Origin of the sequence: Roseovarius sp. CAU 1744 (assembly GCF_039839345.1) — a bacterium.
Classification (GTDB): Bacteria; Pseudomonadota; Alphaproteobacteria; order Rhodobacterales; family Rhodobacteraceae; genus Roseovarius.
Map to the genome: position 1 here is coordinate 172,610 of NZ_JBDOQV010000011.1, position 23,160 is coordinate 195,769.

25 protein-coding genes are annotated in these 23,160 nt (G+C 62.8%); 10 read left to right on the top strand and 15 right to left on the bottom strand.

Annotation, left to right across the window (positions count from 1 at the left end; translation table 11 throughout):
• Positions 1-31 precede the first annotated feature (31 nt).
• From AAFO92_RS20530 to folK, 6 genes are all read right to left on the bottom strand, one after another.
• A complete protein-coding gene (locus tag AAFO92_RS20530; protein WP_347538423.1) occupies positions 32-469 on the bottom strand; it encodes an ABZJ_00895 family protein in 438 nt (145 codons plus the stop codon).
• Positions 466-1,227, bottom strand: coding sequence for a pyridoxine 5'-phosphate synthase (locus AAFO92_RS20535; RefSeq protein ID WP_347538425.1), 762 nt, complete (start codon positions 1,225-1,227; stop codon positions 466-468). The genes AAFO92_RS20530 and AAFO92_RS20535 overlap by 4 nt, the downstream gene beginning before the upstream one ends.
• A gap of 39 nt (positions 1,228-1,266) precedes the next feature.
• On the bottom strand, positions 1,267-1,932 hold the full coding sequence (locus AAFO92_RS20540) for a DUF2062 domain-containing protein (RefSeq protein WP_347538427.1): 666 nt from the start codon (positions 1,930-1,932) through the stop codon (positions 1,267-1,269).
• A 9-nt stretch (positions 1,933-1,941) separates the two neighbouring features.
• A complete protein-coding gene (locus tag AAFO92_RS20545) occupies positions 1,942-4,083 on the bottom strand; it encodes a bifunctional (p)ppGpp synthetase/guanosine-3',5'-bis(diphosphate) 3'-pyrophosphohydrolase (RefSeq protein WP_347538429.1) in 2,142 nt (713 codons plus the stop codon).
• Positions 4,084-4,115: 32 nt separating this feature from the next.
• Positions 4,116-4,469: a DNA-directed RNA polymerase subunit omega gene (gene rpoZ / locus AAFO92_RS20550; RefSeq protein WP_306112712.1), complete on the bottom strand. Its 354-nt coding sequence runs from the start codon at positions 4,467-4,469 to the stop codon at positions 4,116-4,118.
• A 71-nt stretch (positions 4,470-4,540) separates the two neighbouring features.
• Positions 4,541-5,107 (bottom strand): 2-amino-4-hydroxy-6-hydroxymethyldihydropteridine diphosphokinase, encoded by a 567-nt coding sequence (folK, locus tag AAFO92_RS20555; RefSeq protein WP_347538431.1) that lies wholly within the window; start codon positions 5,105-5,107, stop codon positions 4,541-4,543.
• A gap of 142 nt (positions 5,108-5,249) precedes the next feature.
• Here folK and AAFO92_RS20560 point away from each other — a divergent pair, with 142 nt between their 5' ends.
• On the top strand, positions 5,250-5,822 hold the full coding sequence (locus tag AAFO92_RS20560; protein WP_347538433.1) for an NYN domain-containing protein: 573 nt from the start codon (positions 5,250-5,252) through the stop codon (positions 5,820-5,822).
• A gap of 81 nt (positions 5,823-5,903) precedes the next feature.
• Here AAFO92_RS20560 and ispH read toward each other — a convergent pair whose 3' ends face one another.
• From ispH to msrB, 5 genes are all read right to left on the bottom strand, one after another.
• Positions 5,904-6,854 (bottom strand): 4-hydroxy-3-methylbut-2-enyl diphosphate reductase, encoded by a 951-nt coding sequence (gene ispH / locus AAFO92_RS20565; protein WP_347538435.1) that lies wholly within the window; start codon positions 6,852-6,854, stop codon positions 5,904-5,906.
• 93 nt (positions 6,855-6,947) lie between these two features.
• The gene (locus AAFO92_RS20570; RefSeq protein ID WP_347538437.1) at positions 6,948-7,454 is read right to left on the bottom strand and encodes a peptide-methionine (S)-S-oxide reductase; all 507 of its coding nucleotides are present in this window, start codon (positions 7,452-7,454) and stop codon (positions 6,948-6,950) included.
• Complete coding sequence (locus AAFO92_RS20575; RefSeq protein WP_347538439.1) at positions 7,445-7,942, bottom strand: TlpA family protein disulfide reductase; 498 nt, start codon at positions 7,940-7,942, stop codon at positions 7,445-7,447. Before AAFO92_RS20575 ends, AAFO92_RS20570 begins: the two co-directional genes overlap by 10 nt.
• A 4-nt stretch (positions 7,943-7,946) precedes the next feature.
• The gene (gene msrA, locus AAFO92_RS20580) at positions 7,947-8,453 is read right to left on the bottom strand and encodes a peptide-methionine (S)-S-oxide reductase MsrA (protein WP_347538480.1); all 507 of its coding nucleotides are present in this window, start codon (positions 8,451-8,453) and stop codon (positions 7,947-7,949) included.
• A complete protein-coding gene (msrB, locus tag AAFO92_RS20585) occupies positions 8,453-8,896 on the bottom strand; it encodes a peptide-methionine (R)-S-oxide reductase MsrB (protein ID WP_347538441.1) in 444 nt (147 codons plus the stop codon). Before msrB ends, msrA begins: the two co-directional genes overlap by 1 nt.
• A 201-nt stretch (positions 8,897-9,097) precedes the next feature.
• Here msrB and AAFO92_RS20590 point away from each other — a divergent pair, with 201 nt between their 5' ends.
• Together AAFO92_RS20590 and AAFO92_RS20595 are read left to right on the top strand one after the other, a co-directional pair.
• Complete coding sequence (locus AAFO92_RS20590) at positions 9,098-9,727, top strand: LysE family translocator (protein ID WP_347538443.1); 630 nt, start codon at positions 9,098-9,100, stop codon at positions 9,725-9,727.
• 173 nt (positions 9,728-9,900) lie between these two features.
• Positions 9,901-10,935, top strand: coding sequence for a succinylglutamate desuccinylase/aspartoacylase family protein (locus AAFO92_RS20595; protein ID WP_347538445.1), 1,035 nt, complete (start codon positions 9,901-9,903; stop codon positions 10,933-10,935).
• Here AAFO92_RS20595 and AAFO92_RS20600 read toward each other — a convergent pair.
• A complete protein-coding gene (locus AAFO92_RS20600; RefSeq protein ID WP_347538482.1) occupies positions 10,911-11,606 on the bottom strand; it encodes a substrate binding domain-containing protein in 696 nt (231 codons plus the stop codon). The two genes, AAFO92_RS20595 and AAFO92_RS20600, sit on opposite strands and share 25 nt — an antisense overlap.
• Positions 11,607-11,733: 127 nt before the next feature.
• Positions 11,734-11,910, bottom strand: coding sequence for a DUF1674 domain-containing protein (locus AAFO92_RS20605; RefSeq protein WP_347538447.1), 177 nt, complete (start codon positions 11,908-11,910; stop codon positions 11,734-11,736).
• A 69-nt stretch (positions 11,911-11,979) separates the two neighbouring features.
• On the opposite strand from AAFO92_RS20605, the gene AAFO92_RS20610 reads away from it, so the two are divergent.
• The 7 genes from AAFO92_RS20610 (at position 11,980) to AAFO92_RS20640 (ending at position 20,772) form a co-directional block, all read left to right on the top strand.
• On the top strand, positions 11,980-13,245 hold the full coding sequence (locus AAFO92_RS20610; protein ID WP_347538449.1) for an RsmB/NOP family class I SAM-dependent RNA methyltransferase: 1,266 nt from the start codon (positions 11,980-11,982) through the stop codon (positions 13,243-13,245).
• A 100-nt stretch (positions 13,246-13,345) separates the two neighbouring features.
• The gene (locus AAFO92_RS20615) at positions 13,346-15,091 is read left to right on the top strand and encodes a heparinase II/III family protein (protein ID WP_347538451.1); all 1,746 of its coding nucleotides are present in this window, start codon (positions 13,346-13,348) and stop codon (positions 15,089-15,091) included.
• Between the two features lie 276 nt (positions 15,092-15,367).
• A complete protein-coding gene (purH, locus tag AAFO92_RS20620) occupies positions 15,368-16,957 on the top strand; it encodes a bifunctional phosphoribosylaminoimidazolecarboxamide formyltransferase/IMP cyclohydrolase (RefSeq protein ID WP_347538453.1) in 1,590 nt (529 codons plus the stop codon).
• Positions 16,958-16,966: 9 nt separating this feature from the next.
• Positions 16,967-17,425 carry a signal peptidase II gene (lspA, locus tag AAFO92_RS20625; protein WP_347538455.1) on the top strand — a complete coding sequence of 153 codons (459 nt, stop codon included), beginning with the start codon at positions 16,967-16,969 and terminating at the stop codon, positions 17,423-17,425.
• Between the two features lie 52 nt (positions 17,426-17,477).
• Positions 17,478-17,996 (top strand): DUF3035 domain-containing protein, encoded by a 519-nt coding sequence (locus tag AAFO92_RS20630; RefSeq protein WP_347538457.1) that lies wholly within the window; start codon positions 17,478-17,480, stop codon positions 17,994-17,996.
• A gap of 137 nt (positions 17,997-18,133) precedes the next feature.
• On the top strand, positions 18,134-19,462 hold the full coding sequence (locus AAFO92_RS20635; protein WP_347538459.1) for a pitrilysin family protein: 1,329 nt from the start codon (positions 18,134-18,136) through the stop codon (positions 19,460-19,462).
• Positions 19,459-20,772, top strand: coding sequence for a pitrilysin family protein (locus AAFO92_RS20640; RefSeq protein ID WP_347538461.1), 1,314 nt, complete (start codon positions 19,459-19,461; stop codon positions 20,770-20,772). Before AAFO92_RS20635 ends, AAFO92_RS20640 begins: the two co-directional genes overlap by 4 nt.
• 250 nt (positions 20,773-21,022) lie before the next feature.
• Here the strand turns inward: AAFO92_RS20640 and AAFO92_RS20645 are convergent, their stop codons facing one another.
• Both AAFO92_RS20645 and AAFO92_RS20650 read right to left on the bottom strand, forming a co-directional pair.
• Entirely contained in the window at positions 21,023-22,702 is a 1,680-nt protein-coding gene (locus AAFO92_RS20645; protein WP_347538463.1) for a Na/Pi cotransporter family protein, read from the bottom strand.
• A 70-nt stretch (positions 22,703-22,772) separates the two neighbouring features.
• Positions 22,773-23,160, bottom strand: a 388-nt coding sequence (locus AAFO92_RS20650) for an aldehyde dehydrogenase family protein (RefSeq protein ID WP_347538465.1), incomplete at its 5' end; no start/stop codon positions are given.

Below are 23,160 nucleotides of genomic sequence, written 5' to 3' on the forward strand. Positions count from 1 at the left end.
TGCGGCGTCTGCCATCCCGACATCCCGCGGCCTACTCGCGCCGCTTGCGCTTGAGCTCGTTGCGGGCGCCCATCCAGAAGAAGAGCCGCGCCCCCAGCACGAAGAACACCGCCATCATCACCGTGACCATGCTCAGCATGCCAAAACCGACGGGGGTGAGGAACACGCCCAGACCGCCGGTAAAGGCCGACATGTAAAAGGCCGCGAAGGCCATGCTGACACCCAGGCCAACCAGCCCGAACAGGGCGGATGTCTGCCATGCCCAGATGCCCTGGGGGATACGGCCCTCGGCCCTGGCAAATCCTGCGCCTTCCAGCATCGACACGACGATGATCGGGATCACCGTGGCCCCGGAAGAGCGCAGGTTGAAATGAAACAGCCTGCCCGCAAGGTAAAGCACCAGCGAGATGCCGATGACGATCAGCGCGTAGCGCATGACGAACCGCGACCAGTTGACCTTGTAGCTCATCCCAGTGCCTCGCGGCGGCCTTGATCCATCAGGCGGCGCATCTCGGCGATGGCCGGCTTCAACCCCAGGAATATCGCCTCACCGATGATGAAATGCCCGATATTCAGCTCGCGCGCCTCCGGGAAGGCCGCCACCGGCTTGACCGTTTCATAGGTCAGCCCGTGTCCCACATGCACCTCAAGCCCAAGGCTGTGGGCAAAGACCGACATCTCGCGCATCGCCTCAAGCTCGCGGTCGCGATCCTCGATCCGCCCCTCGTGATGGGCATCGCAATAGGCGCCGGAATGAAGCTCGATCACCTGGGCACCGATCCGGTGCGCGGCTTCGATCTGGCGCATGTCGGCAGCGATGAAGATGCTGACGCGGCACCCGGCCTCACGCAGGGGGGCGATGAAATGTGCCAGCTTGTTTTCTTCACGCGCCACGTCCAGCCCGCCCTCGGTGGTGCGTTCCTCGCGTTTCTCCGGCACGATGCAGACCGCGTGGGGCTTGTGGCGCAGTGCGATGGCCTGCATTTCGTCCGTCGCGGCCATCTCGAAATTCAGCGGCACGTTCAGCGCTTCCATCAGCCGGTCGATATCGCCATCGCTGATGTGGCGGCGATCCTCGCGCAGATGCGCGGTGATCCCGTCCGCGCCCGCCTCTTCGGCCAGTTTCGCCGCGCGCAGCGGATCAGGGGTATTGCCGCCGCGCGCATTGCGTACCGTTGCCACGTGGTCGATATTCACGCCAAGGCGAAGTTTCTCTGATGTCGGCATTTGACGGTCCTCTGAATTTCCTGCGACTCAGAGCACAGCCTATTCGGCTTTTTTCTTGGCGTCAGCCTTGGCAGCGGCTTTTTCTTTCAGCGCCAGCCATTTAGCCTTCAGCCGCCCCTTGCGGCGGTTCTGATAGGCCTGGATGAAGGGCAGGCTGACATAGTAACAGATCAAGCCACAGATCAGACCGGGAATGATTCCGCCGACCAGGTAGGGCAGAAACACCTCGTCATAGAAAATCCGCAGTTCTGTCCAATGGGCGGTATCATCGGTGAAGATGGCAACGAAGTTGTCCTTCAGATCACCGCCCGCATTGAGGAATTTCTCGCCCAGCGAGCTATGGATTTCTTCGGTGTCGGGCGCATCGCCGATCCCCAGCAGGTAGTGCCCTGTCTGCAGAGAGGCCGCACCGATGAACACGAAGGTCAGCGGGTTGCCGAAGAATGTCGCCAGCAGGGAGGCCACGATATTGCCGCGCAGGATAAAGGCCACCAGCGCCGCCAGAAAGAAATGCAGCCCGAAAAACGGCGAGAAGGTCACGAAGACGCCGGCAAAAATCCCCCGTGCGATCCGGTGCGGCGGATCGGGCAGGCGCCAGAGCCGGTGCTTGACATATCGAAACGCACGCGCCCAACCGGTGCGCGGCCAGAGGAATTCGACCACGGCCCGCCAGATCGGACGTTTGTTTCGTCGTTTGAAGACCACGGAGGGCTCCTAGGTTTCAAGTGGCCGCGAGCCGCCGGATCTTCCGGGGTCGCGGTGTCGTTCGATTGCGGCCACATCGCTTTCGGCGTCCAGCGCCGATATCACGCGATGCAGATGTTCCGCATCTCTTAACTCGACATCTATCAGCAACCGGTAAAAATCCGGCTTCCGGTCCACAAAATTCAAGTCTGAAATATTGGCCTTCTGTTCACCTATCAAGGTGCAAATACGTCCCAAGACGCCCGCGTCGTTACCGATCGTCAGATCTAGGGTCACCGAATAAACCGGAGGGTGAGTTCCGGTTTGCCAATGCAAGTCAAGCCAGCGCTGAGGCTGGTCATCATAGGCCTGCAACGATTCGCAGTCAATCGCGTGCACCACCACGCCCTGCCCGCGATAGGTGATGCCCACGATCCGCTCGCCCGGCAGGGGCTGGCAGCAGGGCGCGCGGTCAAAGCCCTGATCGGCGGCAAGACCGATCACCGCCAGATCCAGGTTGACCTCGTCACCATCCACCGGGTTCAGGTCCGGGTAGATGGCGTTCAGCACCGTCTGCGCGGTCAGTTCGGCGCTGCCCAGGCGGGCCAGCAATTCGTCCGGCTCTTTCAGGCGCAGGGTGCGCGCCGCGGATTCAAGCGCCTTGTCTGTTGCCTTCTTGCCGACATGCTCGAACGCGGCCCGCGCCAGTTCGCGACCAAGCTTGATGAACCGGTCGCGGTCCTGTTCGCGCAGAGCGCGGCGGATGGCGGACCGCGCCTTGCCCGTGGTGGCGATATCCAGCCATGTCGGCTGCGGCACCTGTCCTTCGGCGGTGATGACATCGACCGACTGGCCGTTCTTGATCCGGGTCCAGAGCGGCACCCGCATCCCGTCGATCTTGGCGCCCACGCAGGCATGGCCGATCCGGGTGTGGATGGCATAGGCGAAATCAATCGGCGTCGCCCCGCGCGGCAGCTTGACCACGTCGCCCTTGGGGGTAAAGCAGAACACCTTGTCGGTATACATCTCCAGCTTCACCGCCTCGAGAAACTCGTCATGGTCCTCCTCGGCATCGAATTGCTCGGTCAGGGCCGAGATCCATTTCACCGGGTCGACCGCAAACGGGTTCTCGCTGCGCACGCCGTCGCGATAGGACCAATGCGCCGCGACGCCGGTTTCGGCCACGTCGTGCATCTGTCGCGTCCTGATCTGCACCTCGACGCGCTTGCCGTCACGCCCGCTGACCGTCGTGTGGATGCTGCGATATCCGTTCGACTTGGGCTGGCTGATGTAATCCTTGAACCGACCCGGCACCGCCCGCCAGCGCTGATGGATGGCCCCCAACACCGCGTAGCAATCCTGTTCGCTGCCCGTGATGACCCGAAACCCGTAGATGTCCGAGAGCCGGCTGAACCCCAGCTCCTTCTCCTGCATCTTGCGCCAGACCGAATAGGGTTTCTTGGCGCGGCCCAGCACATCGGCCTCGATGCCGGCTTTTTCGATCTCGTGGCGCATGTCGCCGGTGATCTTTTCGACCACATCGCCGGTCTCTTTCTGCAGCGTGATGAAGCGCCGGATGATCGAGGCGCGCGCATCGGGGTTCAACACCTTGAATGCAAGGTCTTCCAGTTCCTCGCGCATCCACTGCATACCCATCCGGCCCGCCAGCGGCGCGAAGATGTCCATCGTCTCACGCGCCTTTTTCATCTGCTTTTCGGGGCGCATCGCCTTGATGGTGCGCATGTTGTGCAGACGGTCGGCCAGCTTGACCAGGATCACGCGCATGTCCTTGGACATCGCCATGAACAGTTTGCGGAAATTCTCGGCCTGCTGGGTTTCGGTGCTGGAAAGCTGCAGGTTGGTCAGCTTGGTGACGCCATCGACCAGATCGGCGATTTCCGCCCCGAATCGCTCGGCCACGCTGTTATACGACGCACGCGTATCCTCGATCGTGTCATGCAGCAGGGCGGTGATGATCGTGGCATCGTCCAGCCGCTGTTCGGCCAGAACGGCAGCCACCGCCACGGGGTGGCTGAAATAGGGCTCGCCGGAATGACGGAACTGCCCTTCGTGCATCTCGCGGCCATATTCGTAGGCCGCATCAATCATCTTTTCGTCTGTCTTGGGGTTATACGTGCGGACCAGCGCGATCAGGTCTTCCTTGGCGATCATCCGCTGCGCATCCCCGGGCTAAGGGGTCAGGTTCAGCCCTGACCCTGCGCTTCCATCAATGCCCGCAACAGTTTTTCCTCGGACATGTCATCATCGGCCGGCTTATCGGCTTCGCCGCCCATCAGCAGCGCCATCGAATCCTCTTCGGGCTCGTCCACCTCGATCTGGGTCTGGTTCGATTCGATCAGGCGTTCACGCAGTTCCTCGGCGGACTGGGTCTCTTCGGCGATCTCGCGCAAGCTGACAACCGGGTTCTTGTCGTTGTCGCGGTCCACGGTAATAGGCGCCCCGGCCGAAATCTCGCGGGCACGATGGGCCGCAAGCATTACGAGGTCAAACCGGTTTGGAACCTTATCAACGCAGTCTTCTGTGGTCACGCGGGCCATGGGAACTCCGATCCAGCAATCTGTAGAAGCCCGCTATTTAAGGGGTGTGCCCCGGATTTACAAGCAGAGAATCACAGCGGGCGGACCTCGGATATGTCCTTGTCTGGCAGGGCCTCCAGCATCTCCGAGACGGTCAGGCCGAGGACCGGATGGCGCCACTCGGGCGCGACATCCGCCAGCGGCACCAGCACAAAGGCGCGCTCCTGCAGGCGCGGGTGCGGCAGGATCAGGTGATCGGGCGCATTCAATGCCTGCTGATCGGGGGGCAGCGACCGCCATGCCGCGTGGGTCTCGGCGTCGGGCACTACGGTGTCACCGGCCGCGATCAGATCCAGATCCAGGGTACGCCGCCCCCACCTCTCGATCCTTTCGCGACCATAGTGAGCCTCGATCTCATGCAACACCCGCAGCAACGCCTCGGCCGTCCCGGCAAAGCGAAGCCGCGCCGCGGCATTGACGTAATCCGGTCCTGCCCCCTTCGGAAAACATGGGGTCCGGTAGAAGCGGCTGACCGTCTCGACCGCCACTCCTGATTGCAGAAATTCTGCAAGTGCAGCGTTCAGGGTCTGCGCGGGATCACCAACCTCAGATGGCAGATTGCCGCCCAAGGCAATCAAGAATTGTTGAATGTCTTGCACGGAAACCTATCCTTCTGAGCGACCAAACGGCCTTGCCGTTCATTAGTAAACTACATAGTTTATCCTAAGCTTTTGATCGTTCCCGTACCACTCACTAACGAACACCGCGGTCAGAGCAACTTAATTCGGAAGGACATTTGAGATGTTTTACAAAGACGAACGGCTTGCGCTGTTCATAGATGGCTCAAATTTGTACGCCGCTGCGAAATCGTTGGGATTCGACATCGACTACAAACTGCTGAGGGCGGAATTCATGCGCCGTGGCAAATTGCTGCGCGCATTCTACTACACTGCCCTTCTCGAGAATGACGAGTATTCGCCGATCCGCCCGCTGGTGGACTGGCTCAACTACAACGGCTTCTCGATGGTGACAAAACCGGCCAAGGAATACACCGACAGCCAGGGCCGCCGGAAGGTCAAGGGCAACATGGATATCGAGCTGGCCGTGGACGCGATGGAGCTTGCGCCCCGCGTCGACCACATCGTGCTGTTTTCGGGCGATGGCGATTTCCGCCCGCTGATCGAAAGCCTGCAACGCCAGGGTGTACGCGTGTCAGTGGTATCAACCATTCGCAGTCAACCGCCGATGATCTCGGACGAGCTGCGCCGCCAGGCCGATAATTTCATCGAGCTGGAAGATCTCAAGGACGTGATCGGCCGCCCGCCGCGTGACCCGTCACCGGACCGCGAAGAGGCCTACGCCGCAAGCAAGTAAGAACAACAAACCGGAGCCGTTGCGCTCCGGTTTCTTTTTCCGGCCGGGGGAAGACTGACCGTACGGCCACCGGCAATCGGGTCAGGCGATTTCGCGCAGAACCCGCGGTACCTTGAAATGCACGCTTTCCTTGGCGGTCTCGATCTCGGCCACGGTCACGTCGTATTTCGCATGCAGGGCGGCGATGACTTCGTCGACCAGTATCTCGGGGGCCGAGGCACCAGCCGTGATGCCCAGCGACGTTATGCCTTCAAGCGCGCGCCAGTCGATATCACGGGCGCGCTGCACCAACTGCGAATAGGGGCACCCGGCCTTGGTACCGACTTCGACCAGACGGCGCGAGTTCGATGAGTTCGGCGCCCCCACCACCAGCATTGCGCCGACCTTGCCCGCCATCGCCTTGACCGCCTCCTGGCGGTTGGTCGTGGCATAGCAGATGTCTTCCTTGTGCGGTCCGTGAATGTTCGGAAACCGCGCCTGAAGGGCATTGACGATATCGGCGGTGTCATCGACCGAGAGCGTGGTCTGGGTGACAAAGGCCAGCTTGTCTGGATCGCGCACGTCGATCATCGCGACATCGTCCGGGGTTTCCACCAGCAGAACCTCGCCCTCGGGCAGCTGGCCCATCGTGCCGATGGTCTCTGGGTGACCCTCGTGGCCGATCATGATGATCTGAAGCCCGGCGGCAGAATGGCGCTCGGCCTCGATATGCACCTTGCTGACCAGCGGACAGGTCGCATCGACATAGATCATTTCGCGGCGCGCAGCCTCGGCCGGGACCGATTTCGGCACGCCATGCGCGGAAAAGATCACCGGGCGGTCAGCAGGACATTCCGACAGCTCTTCGACAAAGACGGCCCCCTTGGCGCGCAGATCATCGACAACGAATTTATTGTGCACGATTTCGTGGCGCACATAGACCGGCGCACCCCATTTCACCAACGCCTTTTCAACGATCTTGATGGCGCGGTCCACCCCGGCACAGAAACCGCGCGGGGCGGCCAGGTAAAGGGTAAGGGGCGGTTTGGTCATGGTGTCTCCTGTCTTGCCCCAGAGATAGGCCCCCACGCGGCGACCGTCCAGAGGTGATGGCAAATGGCCGCCGTCGGCACCTGCCCCGCGTTGTCAGCCCGCCGCCGCCGTAGAACCTGACACCAGCCCGCCATAGTCCCGGCGCAGAAGGTCAAGCTTGGGGTCGATGTAACGCCGGCAAAACGGACCGCCGGCGTTTTTCCGATGGTATTGCTGGAAACGGACCTCCGAGGCCTTGAACCCGTTGAAATCCAGCACGCGGGTCACGAGCGGCGCATCGAACCCGGCCTGCAGCCGTTTCAGAGCACGCCCGATCAGCGGTTTTTGATCGGCGTCCATTGCATAGACCGCACTTCGGTATTTTCCACGCAGCTTGTGGTCCGATGTGCTGGCATGCGTGCGCAGGTGAATTTCGATCAGGATTTCCAAAGAGATGCGCGCCGGATCGTATTGCACGATGATCGCCTCGGACCAGCTGTCGTCCGGTGCGGAGGCGCGGATAAATCCCTGTTCGACGCGCATTACGCCGCGCAGCCCGTCAAACACCGCCTCGGTGCACCAGTGGCAACCGCCGCCCAGCCCGATCCGCATCACGCCCATATGTCACCCGCACCCTGGCCAAGAGCGGCAAGAAACCGCGCCGGATCAAGGTGAAAATCGGCATAGATCACCCGGCCATCGGGGTCGATTACCGTGAACCACGGCGTGCCGCCGGTCTGGTAATCCTGCATGAAGCTCGAAAGACCGGCACCGTCCGGCTGCACGTCATGCCCGAAGGGAAGTTGCAAGCCATATCGCGCTTGCGTGGGGCGAAGCCGATCGGCCGTGTTTTCCCCGAACCCCTCGAACACCGTCTGGATCACGGCAAAGTCGAAACCCTTTCCTGACAGCGCCTTCACCACCGTTTGCAGCGCGGGGAAGCCGTGGGAGTGACACCCCGGGCACCAGTGCTGAAAACAATAGATCAGCTTGAACCCGTCGCCCAGATCCGCCAGCCGCAAGGGCGCCTCCAGCGGCTGACCGGCACCGTCGATCCAGGTACCCACCCGCAATTCCGGCGCCGGCAAATTGAGTGAGCCGGGTTGCATTTTCCTACTCGGCAGCGTCGCGTTTGGGCAGGCGCCAGCCGGGGCGGATGAAGTGGCAAGTATAGCCATTCGGAATCCGCTCAAGGTAATCCTGATGCTCTGGCTCGGCTTCCCAGAAATCACCGGCCGGCTCCAGCTCGGTCACCACCTTGCCCGGCCACAGGCCACTGGCATCGACATCGGCAATCGTATCCTCGGCCACGGCTTTCTGTGCGTCGTCGACATAGTAGATGGCCGACCGGTAAGACATGCCGCGGTCATTGCCCTGCTGATTGGGTGTGGTCGGGTCGTGGATCTTAAAGAAGAACTCAAGCAGCTCGCGATAGCTGATCTTCTCGGGATCAAACAGGATCTCGATTCCCTCGGCATGGGTGCCGTGGTTGCGATAGGTGGCATTGGGCACATCGCCGCCGGTATAGCCCACACGGGTCGTGGTGACGCCGGGCAGTTTACGGATCAGATCCTGCATCCCCCAGAAACAGCCCCCTGCCAGTACAGCACGTTCGGTCATCATATGTCCTCCACTTGGTTCAGGTAATCGCCATATCCTTCGGCTTCCATGTCGTCACGGTGGATGAACCGCAGGCTGGCGGAGTTGATGCAATAGCGCAAGCCGCCCCGGTCGCGCGGCCCATCGGGAAAGACATGGCCCAGATGGCTGTCGCCGTGGGTCGAGCGGACCTCGGTACGGATCATCCCATGGGTCGTGTCACGCAGCTCATTGATATGGGCGGGTTCGATGGGCTTGGTGAAACTGGGCCAGCCGCAACCGCTCTCATATTTGTCCGAGGACGCAAACAGCGGCTCGCCCGAAACGATATCCACGTAAATCCCCGGCGCCTTGTTATCCAGGTATTTCCCGGTGCCCGGCCGTTCGGTGCCGGATTCCTGCGTGACCCGGTATTCTTCGGGCGACAGACGAGAGATCGCATCGGGGTCTTTGGTATAGAGCATGGTCATCCTCCTGGCCTTGGTGCCTTGGATACAAGATGGCGCGGGCGCACGGAATTTCCAAGAGCAGTGGGGGGTACGCTCACCCGAGCGTGATGAGGTGAAATCCCGGCGCTGCGGATCGCCCGCTCATCGGGTGGAATTTTGGGTACTGGCCTTTCCTGTCAAAGGTGGTAGCGTCGGCGCGCATTTGGAGATGATTGCATGACTTTCGAAACCTGGACCTTATACGTCATCACGGTGCTCGCTCTGATGAGCACGCCGGGCCCGAGCCAGCTTTTGATGTTATCCAATAGCGGGGCACATGGTTTCCGGCGTGCGCTGTCCACTGCGGCGGGTGATTTATCCGCCAATGCGCTTCAGATGCTGGCCGCCGGTCTTGGCCTGGCCGCTTTGATCGCCGCATCCGGGACCGCGCTTGCGGTTATCAAATGGGCGGGGGTGGTCTACCTGATCTGGCTTGGCATCCGGATGATACGGCGCGCAAAGCCCGATGATCCGGGGCTGAACGAAATCCGGCCCAGGAAGTCGCTCGGAAATCTCTGGATGCAGGGGTTTCTGACCTCGGCGGCCAATCCGAAAGCGGTGGTTTTCTTTGCCGCCCTGTTTCCGCAGTTCATTTCGGCGCACGGCGCGTTCTGGCCTCAGTTTCTCATCCTGTCCGCGACCTATATTGCGCTGGACGGGGTTTTTCTCTCTGCCTACGGGGCCGGCGCAAGCTGGGTTGCAAAACGCTTCAAGGGAACGGCCCGGATCTGGATCGAGCGTATCGGCGGCGGCTTCATGATCGGGGCCGCCATCCTGCTGGGCTTCAAATCAATCGCACAGAGGTAACGCCTTGGGCACCAAGCCGTCATGGGCCGGACCCCCTGCCCGTTCACCGTTCCCGAAATACTCAAAAGCCCATCGCCGCTGCACCGGGCTTCGGGCATTCACCCGGTTCCGGCCCGGCGATGGGCAGCGTGCCGGCACCTGCCTGTCGACCCGTCGCACCCGGATGATGCCCTATGGCCAAACGTGACGCGTTCAGGATCAACGGGACCAGGATAGCGCCCGGCACGCGGGAAACCGTGGACGTTCCGGTCAGCACGCTGTCCGATCATACGCCGGTGCATCTTTCGGTGCATGTCATTCACGGCAAGAAGCCGGGGCCGGTCATGTTCGTTTCCGCCGCGATCCATGGCGACGAGGTGATCGGCGTCGAGATCGTGCGGCGCCTTCTCAGGGCCGGGGCCCTGCAGAACATGGCGGGCACGTTGCTGGCGGTGCCGATCGTGAATTCCTTCGGCTTTCTGAACAATACCCGCTACCTGCCCGACCGTCGCGACCTGAACCGCTGCTTTCCGGGTCAGGCCGAGGGGTCGATGGCCTCGCGGCTGGCGCATATCTTCATGACCGAGGTGGTGGCGCGGTGCGACCTGGGGATCGATCTGCACTCTGCCGCGATCCACCGCACCAACATGCCACAGCTGCGCCTGACGCCGGGCAATGACCGCCTGCGCGATCTGGGCAAGGCGTTCGGTGCGCCGGTGATGATGCACTCCAAACTGCGCGAGGGTTCGCTGCGCATGGCCGCCGAGGAGGCCGGCGTTGACGTGCTGCTCTACGAGGGCGGCGAGGGGCTGCGGTTTGACGAACTGGCGGCGCGGGCCGGGGTCAGCGGCATTCTGCGGGTCATGCGCCATCTGGAAATGATCCCGGCCAAGGGTGTGCCAAAGGCGCGGGTCAAACCTGTTTTCTGCAGGAATTCCAGCTGGTTTCGCGCCCCGGCGGGCGGGCTGTTCCGCGGCTATCTAACCATCGGCGACACGGTCAGCCCCGGCACGATCCTGGGCGCAATCACCGATCCCTTCGGCGAGGTCGAAACCGAAATTGCCGCCGATATCGAAGGGATCGTGATCGGCCGCAGCAACATGCCCGTGGTCTATGAGGGCGAAGCGCTGTTCCACATCGCCGAAACCCCGCGCGCCGATGATGCCGCCGAGGGCGTAACCGCACATCTGGAGGCCGCACCGCTCTATGACGAGGACGAAATTATCTGAACCCGATCCCGGGAAATGTTCTGGAAAAACAGCAGATAAGTGGCAAGTTCGGTAGCCGGTAAAACTCCGGCTCGCCGCATCCGAGCTTCCAGGAACCTCCTATGCGGATACAGGGCAACGATTGGAACCTCCCCACATTCGACGACCGGCACGACCTGCATCAGGGAACCGGCTGTCAGGTCATCCTTCACCAGGATGCCGGGCAGAAACGCTATCCCCATTCCCGCCAAGGCCGCCTTGCGAAGTCCCTCTGCACTGTCGAGCCGCAAGCGAACCTGCCCCGGCGCATTGCTCCAGAACCCGGACGGATCCTGCAGGGACCAAGACTGGTGCATTCCTACGCTCGAAAATATCAGCAGGTCAGGTGTGCTGAGCTGATCAATGTTCGCGGGCGCACCCCGGTCATACAGATATGCAGTTGAGGCACTCGGCACGGGTCTGTCAGTCATCAAGGTGCGGGAGATGAGGGACGTATCAGGGGAGGTGACGCCGACCCGGACAGCGAGGTCGAAACCGTCCTTGATGAGTCGGCTTGCGGTATCCGAATAACTGATCTCGAAACGGACGGCGGGCCATTCTTTCTGGTACCTTCGCACCTGAGGCATCAAGAGCCGCCGTCCAAGCGCGTCAGGGGCTGCGGCCCGAACGGTTCCGCTCGGGATTGGCGATATCGTTCAGATGCGTGTCTACAAGCCGGCGTTGAACGACGAGACAATCGGCGTTGCAATGGCGGCGATCACGGCTTTCCGCGATGGCGGACCGGTTGGCGGGTTTGGTCTTGCGGGCGCTGCTTGCGGGTCAGAAATCGACCGCGATGCCCTTCTTCTCCCAATCGCCGTAGCGCACAGGTTCGGGGCCCTTGCGGCCGCCCAGCTCCTTAGGCAGGTCCAACGCCTCGGCATTCCTGCGGCGTTCTTCGGCCTCGGCCAGGGCGCGGCGCGCTTCGGGGGGAAGATCGTTGGTTTTGTCGGTCATCACCGGGCTTTCTTTGCACATCTGCCCCTGATATATGCCGCGCGCAGCCCGCCGCCAAGGAAAATGCCCATGTCCACCCCATCTCACTCTGCCCGCCGCTCGGCGGTCTACTTGCTGGATCAGGTGCTGGGCGAGGGCCGGCTGATGTCGGACCTGATCGCAGCGGGCAAGCTGGATCGCCTGCCGCCGCCGGACCGGGCACGCGCGCAGCGGCTGGCCAATGACACGTTGCGCGGCCTCGACAGGGCCGATCGGCTGCTGAGCCGCCAGCTGCGTAAACCGCCCGCGCTGCATGTGCGCAACATCCTGCGCCTTGGCACGGTCGAGCTGTGCATGGGCGGCGATGCGCATGGCGTCGTGAACGAGTTGGTGGGACTGGTGGGCAATGATCGCCGCCATGCCAAGCTCAAGGGGCTGGTCAACGCGGTGCTGCGCAAGATGGCCGATGGCGCGGGCAAACCCTGGCATGACCTGCGCTTGCCGCGCCTGCCTGCCTGGCTGCGAGAGCCGCTGGTCGCGGCCTGGGGGGCGAACCCGGTCAACGCGATGGAAAAGGCGCATTTCGCCGGTGCGCCGCTGGACATCACGGTGAAAGGCGATGCCGCGGGCTGGGCCGACCGGCTGGGCGGTACGCTGCTGCCGACCGGGTCGATCCGGGTGCGGGATGTCGGCCAGGTCTCGGCGCTGGCCGGGTTCGCGACCGGCGACTGGTGGGTGCAGGACGCCGCCGCGGCCCTGCCCGTGCGCATCCTGGCGCCGAAATCCGGCGAGAAGATCGTTGATCTCTGTGCGGCACCGGGCGGCAAGACACTGCAACTGGCCGCGGCCGGCGCGGTGGTGACGGCGGTGGATATATCCGAGCGCAGGATGCGACGGGTCGACGAGAACCTCAGGCGCACCGGCCTGGACGCGGCCTGCGTGATCGACGACGTCCTGCAGCACGAAGGCAGCTATGACGCGATCCTTCTGGATGCGCCCTGTTCGGCCACCGGCACGATCCGGCGGCACCCCGACCTGCCCCATGCCAAGGACGGATCGGACTTTGCCGACCTGATCGACCTGCAGGCGCGGATGATCGATCACGCGGTCAGCCTGCTGAAACCTGGCGCGCGGCTGATCTATTGCACCTGTTCGCTGTTGCCGGATGAGGGCGAGTGCCAGGTCGAGGACGCGCTGGCGCGGCACGCGGGCCTGAGAACCGACCCTGCCGCGCTGGATCTGCCGGGGATCGAGCCCCGCTGGATCACCGAGGAAGGCGGTCTGCGCCTGCGCCCGGATTACTGGGCCGACCAGGGCGGCATGGACGGGTTCTACATCGCCTGCCTGCGCCGCTAAGTGCCGATCCTCCCTTTGGCCGCAATCTTTGCGTGACGAATGGCGGGCAGGCGCTATACTGCCGCCAACGGCGCCGGAAAGAGCGTTTTGAGGCAAGGTAATGTTCAATTCGGAAAACCTGACGCTCCAGTGGACGCGGATGATGGACCGTGTGCAGGCGCTGCGTGCGGCGCGCACCCGGCCCGCGACCGCCTTCGTCCAGCAGCCCGAGCCGCGCACCATCGGCAGTTTTGCCCGGGGGCGGCAGCTGTCGGCGGGGAATTTCGTCTTTGCCGGACATCTGGTGCAGCAGCCCGATACCAGCATCTGGGATCTGCCCAGCCCCGATCCGGGATTCGAAGAAGAACTGCACGGGTTTGTCTGGCTGGACGATCTGGCCGCCGCGGGTGACGCCCCCGCCCGCCAGAGGGCGCAGGACTGGGTCAGCGGGTGGATCGACCGCTATGGCAACGGGCGTGGGCCGGGCTGGACGCCCGAACTGACCGGACGCCGCCTGATCCGCTGGATCAACCACGCGCTGTTCGTGATGCTGGGGCGCAACGATGCGGCGGTCACGGGGCCGTTCTACCGGTCACTGGCACAGCAGACGATCTTTCTGGGCCGCCGCTGGCGCGCCTCCCGGCCCGGCCTGGCCCGGTTCGAAGCGCTGACCGGGCTGGTCTATGCGGGCCTGTCGCTGGAAGGGATGGAGGCGCATGTGGAGCCCGCGATCAAGGCGCTGGCCCAGGAATGCCGGACCCAGATCGGCACCGAAGGCGGGTTGCCCACCCGCAACCCCGAGGATCTGCTGGAGGTGTTCACGCTTCTGAACTGGGCCGCCGTGGCGCTGGCCGAGACCGGTCGGACGCCGGGCAAGGATCATTGGCAGGCCATTGAACGGATCGCCCCCACGCTGCGGACGTTGCGCCATTCCGATGGTGGCCTGGCCCGGTTTCACGGTGGCGGGCGGGGGCTTGAAGGGCGGCTGGACAACGCGCTGGCCTCCAGCGGGATCAAGACGCGCCAACCCGACGGGCTGTCGATGGGCTATGCGCGGTTGAGCGCGGGACGCACCAGCGTGATCGTTGATGCGGCTGCGCCGCCGGCGGGCAAGGCCTCGGCCAACGGGCACGCCTCGACCCTGGCGTTCGAACTGACATCCGGGCGCCGGCCGCTGATCGTCAACTGCGGCTCCGGCGCCAGCTTTGGCCGGGACTGGCGGCGCGCCGGGCGGGCGACGCCATCGCATTCGACGCTGGTGCTGGCGGGGCGGTCCAGCGCGCGTCTGGGCACTGGCAGCCTGAGCAAAGAATGGCTGACCGAAGCGCCGCGCGACGTGCCGGTACAGGTCAGCCAGGCCCCCGACGGGCTGCGGTTCGAAGGGGCACATGACGGGTATGCCGGCACGTTCGGGCTGACCCATGTGCGCAAGATCGAGATGACCTTCGACGGCCGCGGCATCGCCGGCGAGGACATGCTGATCGCGCTTAACGAAACCCAGCAGAAACAGTTCGACAAGGCGATGGAAACCTGCGGGCTGCAGGGCGTTCCCTACGACATCCGGTTTCACCTGCACCCGGATGTCGATGCGGCGGTCGATCTGGGCGGCAGGGCGGTATCGATGGCGCTGAAATCCGGCGAGATGTGGATCTTCCGCATTGATGGCGCGATGAAACTGTCGCTGGATGTCAGTGTTTACCTCGAAAAAACCCGTCTCAAACCGCGCGCGACCAAACAGGTGGTCCTTTCGGGCGTGGCCATGGAATACGCAAGCCGGATCCGGTGGTCGCTCGCCAAGGCGCAGGACACGCCAATCAGCATTCGAGACCTGAAACAGGACGCGCTGGAACCGGTGGCCGACGAGTAAGGTGATTTGACCACCGGTTTGCAGGAGGTGCCGCGAAGCGGACGAAACAGTGGTTCATGATCCTTCGAGCAGTGGCCTTCGGCGTTGATTCCGCGCGGGGCAAAGCCCGTACTGGGATCAAAGCGGCCATTCTCAATATTCAATGTGTATAAAAAAACGCCACATCCGAAACTTCGGGCAAATACGGAACCGTGGTGGCGGTCTCGTGTTGTATGCGCTGCGCATAGCTTCTATCAGGTCACCTGACTGACCATAGGATCACAGGACTGCTGCCACATGACCGACCTCGCCCCCCTGCGCCGCGCGCTTCTTTCCGTCTCCGACAAGACCGGCCTGATCGAACTGGGCAAGGCGCTGGCCGAACGCGGGGTCGAATTGCTGTCGACGGGCGGGACGGCGAAAGCGTTGCGCGAGGCCGGGCTGGCCGTGCGCGATGTGGCCGATATCACCGGCTTCCCCGAGATGATGGATGGCCGGGTCAAGACCCTGCACCCGATGGTGCATGGCGGCCTGCTGGCCCTGCGGGACAATGACGATCACGTCGCGGCGATGGAGGCCCACGGCATCGGCGCCATCGACCTGCTGGTGGTGAACCTCTACCCGTTCGAGGAAACCGTCGCCAAGGGTGCCGATTATGACACCTGCATCGAGAATATCGACATCGGCGGCCCGGCGATGATCCGGGCGGCGGCCAAGAACCACGCCTTTGTCAGCGTGGTGGTTGATGTCGAGGATTACGAACCGTTGCTGGCCGAACTGGACGCCAATGGCGGGCAGACCACGCTGGCCTTTCGCCGGCACCTGGCACAGACCGCCTATGCGCGGACCGGGGCCTATGATGCGGCCGTATCCAACTGGATGGCGGGCGCGATCGGCGTGGACGCGCCGCGCCGCCGGGCAGCGGCCGGAACCTTGGCGCAGACCCTGCGATATGGCGAGAACCCGCATCAATCCGCGGCATTCTACACTGACGGGTCGGCCCGCCCGGGCGTGGCCACGGCGACGCAGCTGCAGGGCAAGGAACTGAGTTACAACAATATCAACGACACCGACGCGGCGTTCGAACTGGTCAGCGAGTTCGACCCGGCCGAGGGTCCGGCCTGCGCGATCATCAAGCATGCCAACCCCTGCGGCGTGGCCCGTGGAGAGACGCTGCAACAGGCATATGGCCGCGCGTTCGACTGCGACCGGACCTCGGCCTTTGGCGGGATCATCGCGCTCAACCAGCCGCTGGACGCGGCAACGGCGCAAGACATCAGCGAAATCTTCACCGAAGTGGTGATCGCGCCGGGGGCCGATGCCGAGGCCGTGAGTATCTTTGCCAAGAAGAAGAACCTGCGCCTGCTGACGACCAGCAGCCTTGCGGACCCGCGCGAGGCGGCATTGACCCTTCGGCAGGTCTCGGGCGGGTATCTGGTGCAGGACAAGGATAACGGGCATGTTGATCTGTCGGACCTGAAGGTCGTGACCAAACGTCAGCCGACGGGTCAGGAAATGGCAGACATGCTGTTTGCGTGGAAAGTGGCGAAACACGTGAAGTCCAATGCCATTGTCTATGTCAAGGACGGCGCAACCGTGGGTGTTGGCGCCGGTCAGATGAGCCGGGTGGACAGTTGCCGGATCGCTGCGCGCAAGTCGCAGGACATGGCGGAGGCGCTTGGCCTGCCCGCGCCGCTGGCCAAGGGCAGCGTCGTGGCGTCAGACGCGTTCTTTCCCTTTGCCGATGGCCTGCTGACCGCGGCAGAGGCGGGTGCGACCGCGGTCATCCAGCCCGGCGGATCGATGCGCGACGACGAGGTGATCGCCGCCGCCGACGCGGCCGGCCTGGCGATGGTGCTGACCGGCATGCGTCATTTCCGGCACTAGGGGCAACTGATGCGGCGGGCATTCTGGGCGGCGCTCCCGATTATTTTGCTGGATCAGGCCAGCAAGTACTGGGTGGTCCATTTGCTGAACCTCAGGGAGGTTCTGCGTATCGATGTTCTGCCGCCATACCTCAACTTTCGGATGGCTTGGAATACCGGCATCAATTTCGGCCTGGCGCAAACCAACCGCTGGATCCTGATCACGGTGGCACTGGTCATTGTGATTGCCGTGCTGATCTGGATGGCGCGCAGCCAGACCAATCGCTGGCAGGAAATCGCCGCCGGGCTGCTGGTGGGGGGCGCGCTTGGAAATGTCATCGACCGGCTGTATTACGGTGCGGTGGCGGATTTTCTGAACATGTCCTGCTGCGGTATCGACAATCCGTTTGCCTTCAACGTGGCCGATATAGCTGTTTTCGCCGGGGCCCTCGGGCTGATCGTGTTCACGTCGGACAAAAAGCCCTCGTGACCTTGGCAAAGCTATGCGATAAACCGAACCGAAATGGTGCAGGAGAGGGGCGATGAGTTTATCGCGCGTTTTGATGGTGATCCTGATGCTGGGGCTGGTTGCGGCCTGCGGCAACAAGGACAAGAAGCTGAGGCGGATCCCCAAGACGGGCGACGGCCCGGATGAATTCACGATCATTCCCGGCAAACCGCTTCAGGCCCCCGAAAGCTATTCTGCGCTGCCGACGCCGACACCGGGCGGATCGAACCTGACCGATCAGAATCCGCTTGCCGATAGCGCCGCGGCACTGGGCGGGAACGCGGCCGCGCTGGCGACGGCGGGCATCCCGGCCACCGATGCCGGCCTTGTGCGCCATGCCAGCCGCTATGGTGTCACGCCGGGAATCCGCCAGACGCTGAGCAACGAAGACGCCCAGGTCCGGCGCCGGCACGGCCGGGTCAACATCTTCAATATCGGTCCGGTCGATGACTATACCAACGCCTACAAGCGCCAGTGGCTGGATGGCGATGCCGAGTTCCGCCGTCTGCGCCGGGCCGGGATCACCGTGCCATCCGCGCCGCCCGAGGAATAAGAGTGAACGGGAAACGCAGCGGCTGTCTGTCCTGATCTCACATCCCCGTCAAGTTTGTGCAAGCCGGTCTTGAACCGGGGCGCGGGACTCGTATCTTTTGTCCCAAAGCCCGGTTCCGGGCCAGGAGGAGAGTCTGAATGCGCCATTTGATTGCCGCCGTCGTCTTCATCGCTGCCGCGCTGCCGGCGCTGGCCAACGAAAAGGTCAGCAGTTTCACGCTGGAAAACGGCATGGAGGTCGTGGTGATCGAGGATCACCGTGCACCGGTGGCGGTGCATATGGTCTGGTATCGCGCCGGTTCGGCGGATGAGCCGCCGGGCGAATCGGGGGTTGCGCATTTCCTGGAACACCTGCTGTTCAAGGGCACCAAGACGCTGGCCCCCGGTGAGTTCTCGGCCACCGTTGCGCGCAATGGCGGTACCGACAACGCGTTCACAAGCTATGACTATACCGCCTATTTCCAGCGCGTCGCTGCTGACCGGCTGGAACTGATGATGCGGATGGAAAGCGACCGAATGAAGAATATCCAGCTGGGTCCGCAGGAAATCCTGACCGAACGGGACGTGATCATCGAGGAGCGCAACCAACGGGTCGAAAACAGCGCCGCGGCCCTGTTCCGCGAACAGATGAGCGCCGCGCAGTACCTCAATCACCGCTACGGCGTGCCGATCATCGGTTGGCGTCACGAAATGACCGAGCTCACACTGGAGGACGCGCTGTCGTTCTACGGCACCTACTATTCGCCCAATAACGCGATACTGGTCGTGGCGGGCGATGTATCGCCGGACCGGGTCAGGGCGCTGGCCGAGGAATATTACGGCGCCATCCCCGCCAATCCCGACCTGCCGGAACGCATTCGCGCACAGGAACCCGAACAGATGGCCGAGCGGCGCATGGTGTTCGAGGATCCGCGCGTGGCCCAACCCTATGTCGCGCGGTCCTACCTGGCGCCGGAACGGGACAGCGGCGCACAGGAAGAGGCGGCGGCACTGACCATGCTGGCAGAGATATTGGGCGGCGGGATAACATCCGTCATGACCGAGAAACTGCAATTCGATTCCCAGATCGCCGTGCAGAGCGGCGCCTGGTATGGCGGGCTGTCGCTGGATGACACGACGTTCAACCTCTATGTGGTGCCGACCGCCGGCGTGTCGCTGCAAGAGGCCGAGCAGGCGATGGACCAGGTGATCGCCGATTTCATGAAAGACGGGATCGATGCCGAGCAGCTGGACCGGATCAGGATGCAGATTCGCGCCTCGTTGATCTACGAACAGGACGATGTCGGCTCGATTGCCAACGAATATGGCCGGTCATTGGCGCAGGGGCTGACAGTGCAGGACGTGCAGGACTGGCCCGGCATCCTGCAGGCGGTCACGGCGGAGGACATCATGGCCGTCGCGAAAAAGGTCTTTAACCGCAGGAATGCCGTCACCGGCTGGCTGCGCGCCCCGGAGGTGAGCCAATGATCCGTTTCGTAATTGCCTTCACGGCCCTGATCGCCGCGCTGCCCGCCCGGGCCGAGGTCGAAATTCAGGAACTGACGACCCCGGGTGGCATCAATGCCTGGCTGGTCGAGGAACATTCGATTCCCTTCGTGGCGCTTGAGCTGCGGTTCCGCGGCGGTGCGGCGCTGGACCTGCCCGGCAAGCGGGGGGCCACGAACCTGATGATGGCGCTGCTGGAGGAGGGCTCGGGCGATCTGGATTCGCAGGGCTTTGCCCGTGCGGTCGAAGGGCTTGCCGCGTCGTTTTCCTATAACACGGGCGATGACGGTGTTTCGGTTTCCGCCAAGATGCTGACGGAGAACCGCGCCGAGGCGGCGGCGTTGTTGCGTACCAGCCTGGTCGAGCCGCGTTTCGAGCAGACGGATATTGACCGGGTGCGGGCGCAGGTAATTTCCATCATCCAGTCCGACGAAAAGGACCCGCGGGATATTTCGGCCCGTGCCTTTGACGCGCTGGTCTTCGGCGATCACCCTTATGGCAGTTCACGCACCGGCACGGTCGAGAGCGTGACGGCCCTGACCCGCGAAGACCTCCTGACTGCACATGGAAACGCCCTGGCGCGCGACCGGCTCTATGTCAGCGCGGTGGGCGATATCACCGCCGAAGAGCTTACGGCGTTGCTGGATGATCTGCTGGGCGATCTGCCTGCAACCGGCGCGCCGCTGCCCAAGGATGCAACTCCAAACCTGCCGGGTGGTATCAAGGTGGTTGATTTCGACACCCCGCAATCGGTGGTGACGTTCGCACAGCCCGGTATCGACCGCGATGACGAGGATTTCTTTGCCGCCTACATCCTCAACCACATCCTGGGCGGGGGCGGGTTTGAAAGCCGCCTGATGACCGAAGTCCGCGAAAAACGCGGGCTGACCTATGGCGTTTATTCGTACCTGCTGGACATGGATAATGCGCAGCTCTGGGTGGGTTCGGTCGCCTCGGCGAATGACCGCGTGGCGGAGGCGATCGAGGTGATCCGCGCCGAATGGACCCGCATCCGCGAAGAAGGCGTGACCGCGGCGGAACTGAGCGACGCCAAGACCTATCTGACCGGCGCCTACCCGCTGCGCTTTGATGGCAACGGGCCGATTGCCAATATTGCGGTCGGAATGCAGTTGGACGGCCTGCCCACCGATTATATCGCCAATCGCAACGACATGGTGAACGCCGTCACGCTGGAAGACGTCAATCGTGTCGCCAAGAAGTTGATGGCCCCGGAAAACCTGACCTTCGTGGTCACCGGCAAACCCGAGGGGCTGGCGACGACAATCAACTAGGCAGAAGGGCCGGGTGTGCTCAGGCGGCGTTGATGGCCGCGCCGCAAGCGTTGCCCGGTCAAATGGCGTGAAGGTAAGCGCATTTTGAGTATTTCAGGAACGGTGAAAACGCGGGCTTCCTGCGCATGAAGGATTCGAGCCCGTGCTGGCACGACCTTGTGTTCGAGGGCCGTTGCACACGGGACCTATCGGACGGCTCTTAACGCGCAATCTTGCACGGCTCCACCCGGCTTTGATCCAATCGACCCGGCTATTCGGCGATCTGGCCGGGCGTCGTTTCAGGAACCAGACGCGTCTCCAACAGCTGGCCTTCTCGATCCAGAATCGGGTGCGCGACAGAGACGATCCAGGAATTGAACTCTTTCATCAGGTAGGCGGTTTCGACATGCTTATCGCTTGTCTCGAGACTATCGACATCTCCCTGGCTGAGCCGCTTTAGATGGCGTTTGCGGCTTTTCCGCTCGATACGCCCCATCTCCGCTTTGCCTTCCAGCAAGAGGCGCGCGCCCTCTATGTCCGAACCAATCAGAACATTGGTCGCCAGGGTAAGGTTGCCAGCGGCCAATTCATGAATATAGGCCAGTTCACCGCGGCCGGATGGGCTGAATTTCTGGCCGCTTGCGTGCATTTCCCCTGCCAGCGGCAACAGGCGTTTGACGATGATGTCTCCGGCGGCTTCCAATGCGATTGCGTAATCCACCAACGCTCTCAGGTCTTTTCGCTGAGCGCGCGACAGTTTCTCGGCCGGAAGCGCCGCCGCATAGCTTCTGACACCATCCAGGGTTGCATTGACGACTTCATCCTGCTTATTGATGCTTTTTACCCTGTGCGCATCCGGTGCAGCGTAGATCCTCATCACCGGATCGAACATGTCGCCGACGATGCCAGCCATGCGCAAGACTTCGCGGCGCAGATTGGCCAGGGCCTGCGGAATTGCCGGCGCCTCTCCTTTCACAAGAACGGACCGATAGGCCGGATTGTCATGTTCCACGGCTTCGGAATCCTCACCCGGCAGTAAGGCCGCCACAGGTTTTTCCAGGAATCTGCAGAACGGCAGGATGACCAGCAGAGCCGCATTGAAGGCGATATGCAACAGGACAAGATTCTGGGCCCCAGCCCCTGAGAAATCCTCCAGTTGCGCCTGAAATCCGTTGAGAACCATCACCGCACCCAAGGCTGCCGTTCCCCGGATCACAAGGTTTGCCAAGGGAATGCGCCGGGCGTCCGGTAAATAGCCACGGCTGAGCCACACGGGAATGAGCGCGGAGCCCATATTTGCGCCCAGCACCAGGGATATGCCCACCGAGAATGGCAATGCGCCGATGGCCACCACCGTCACACACATCAGGATTGCCGCGACCGACGAATGCATGACGAACGCAAGCGTCGCCCCCGCGATGAACGCGGTCAGAAAGTCGCGTTCAAGATAGGCGGACATCGCCGGCAGGAACGAACTGTCGCGAATGGGGCCCATCGTCTCGCGCAGAAGGTCCAGCGAGAGCAAGATAAGGGCGATGCCCAAGATGATGCGCCCGGCCTGACGCAACGCGCGGCGCTCGGTCTTCAGAAACAGAATGCCGCCGGTCACCAGCAGAAGCGGCGCCATCCAGTCGAGCTTCAGCGACAACACCTGAATGATCAGGGCCGATCCCAGGTCCCCGCCAAGCACCAGGGCCAGTGCCGGCACAAACGCGATTGTGCCGCCAGCCGCAAAGCCCGCCACCAGGAGCGTGACGGCCGCCGAACTTTGCAGAAGGATCGCCAGCATCACACCCAGCGGGATCAGCTGGATAGGCCCCCGTCTTGAGGTCACGAGCCTGCGGAAATGCGCGCCAAATGCCCGCTCAATGCCGGTGCGTACCATTCGGATTGCAAACAAGAGCAGCATGGTCGCGCCGAAAAGCTGGGTCAGGAAGGCAAGGATGATCATCTGGGTTGTCAGGTCCGGGAAAAAGCGGGCCCACAAGTACCGGGCCCGCAGTCCAGGGAGATATCAGGTGTTACCGTGGCCATGGTAGGGAGTATGTTTTGAGGTTTGTGAAGAACTTCATGGCTTCTGTGACGCCTTCCTTGACGGCGTTGCCTGAGTCCTTGATGCCGCCGAAGGGGGAGGTCTCGATGCGGTATCCGGGTTGTTCCCAGATGTTGCAGGTGCCGACGTCGAGGCCGTTGATGAAGGCGATGGCGCGGTTGAGGTCGTTGGTGCAGACGCCCGAGCTGAGGCCGAACGGGGTGCCGTTGGAGATCCGCATGACCGCGTCGTCATCATCCGGCACGCGCACGATCGGCACGATGGGCCCGAAGGTTTCCTCCATCACCAGCGCGCTCTCATGCGGCACGCGGTCGACCACGATCGGCGGCAGCAGCGCGCCCTGGCGGCCGGGGTGG

Bases quoted from the DNA above. Each gene is read 5' to 3' on its own strand.
- AAFO92_RS20595 (WP_347538445.1), top strand. From the start codon at position 9,901: ATGGCCAAACGTGACGCGTTCAGGATCAACGGGACCAGGATAGCGCCC.
- ispH (WP_347538435.1), bottom strand. From the start codon at position 6,854: ATGACCAAACCGCCCCTTACCCTTTACCTGGCCGCCCCGCGCGGTTTC.
- AAFO92_RS20535 (WP_347538425.1), bottom strand. From the start codon at position 1,227: ATGCCGACATCAGAGAAACTTCGCCTTGGCGTGAATATCGACCACGTG.
- AAFO92_RS20610 (WP_347538449.1), top strand. From the start codon at position 11,980: ATGTCCACCCCATCTCACTCTGCCCGCCGCTCGGCGGTCTACTTGCTG.
- AAFO92_RS20545 (WP_347538429.1), bottom strand. From the start codon at position 4,083: ATGATCGCCAAGGAAGACCTGATCGCGCTGGTCCGCACGTATAACCCC.
- purH (WP_347538453.1), top strand. From the start codon at position 15,368: ATGACCGACCTCGCCCCCCTGCGCCGCGCGCTTCTTTCCGTCTCCGAC.
- AAFO92_RS20615 (WP_347538451.1), top strand. From the start codon at position 13,346: ATGTTCAATTCGGAAAACCTGACGCTCCAGTGGACGCGGATGATGGAC.
- lspA (WP_347538455.1), top strand. From the start codon at position 16,967: ATGCGGCGGGCATTCTGGGCGGCGCTCCCGATTATTTTGCTGGATCAG.
- AAFO92_RS20630 (WP_347538457.1), top strand. From the start codon at position 17,478: ATGAGTTTATCGCGCGTTTTGATGGTGATCCTGATGCTGGGGCTGGTT.
- AAFO92_RS20530 (WP_347538423.1), bottom strand. From the start codon at position 469: ATGAGCTACAAGGTCAACTGGTCGCGGTTCGTCATGCGCTACGCGCTG.
- AAFO92_RS20640 (WP_347538461.1), top strand. From the start codon at position 19,459: ATGATCCGTTTCGTAATTGCCTTCACGGCCCTGATCGCCGCGCTGCCC.
- AAFO92_RS20645 (WP_347538463.1), bottom strand. From the start codon at position 22,702: ATGATCATCCTTGCCTTCCTGACCCAGCTTTTCGGCGCGACCATGCTG.
- AAFO92_RS20575 (WP_347538439.1), bottom strand. From the start codon at position 7,942: ATGCAACCCGGCTCACTCAATTTGCCGGCGCCGGAATTGCGGGTGGGT.
- rpoZ (WP_306112712.1), bottom strand. From the start codon at position 4,469: ATGGCCCGCGTGACCACAGAAGACTGCGTTGATAAGGTTCCAAACCGG.
- msrA (WP_347538480.1), bottom strand. From the start codon at position 8,453: ATGACCGAACGTGCTGTACTGGCAGGGGGCTGTTTCTGGGGGATGCAG.
- msrB (WP_347538441.1), bottom strand. From the start codon at position 8,896: ATGCTCTATACCAAAGACCCCGATGCGATCTCTCGTCTGTCGCCCGAA.
- AAFO92_RS20560 (WP_347538433.1), top strand. From the start codon at position 5,250: ATGTTTTACAAAGACGAACGGCTTGCGCTGTTCATAGATGGCTCAAAT.
- AAFO92_RS20590 (WP_347538443.1), top strand. From the start codon at position 9,098: ATGACTTTCGAAACCTGGACCTTATACGTCATCACGGTGCTCGCTCTG.
- AAFO92_RS20635 (WP_347538459.1), top strand. From the start codon at position 18,134: ATGCGCCATTTGATTGCCGCCGTCGTCTTCATCGCTGCCGCGCTGCCG.
- AAFO92_RS20605 (WP_347538447.1), bottom strand. From the start codon at position 11,910: ATGACCGACAAAACCAACGATCTTCCCCCCGAAGCGCGCCGCGCCCTG.
- AAFO92_RS20570 (WP_347538437.1), bottom strand. From the start codon at position 7,454: ATGGGCGTGATGCGGATCGGGCTGGGCGGCGGTTGCCACTGGTGCACC.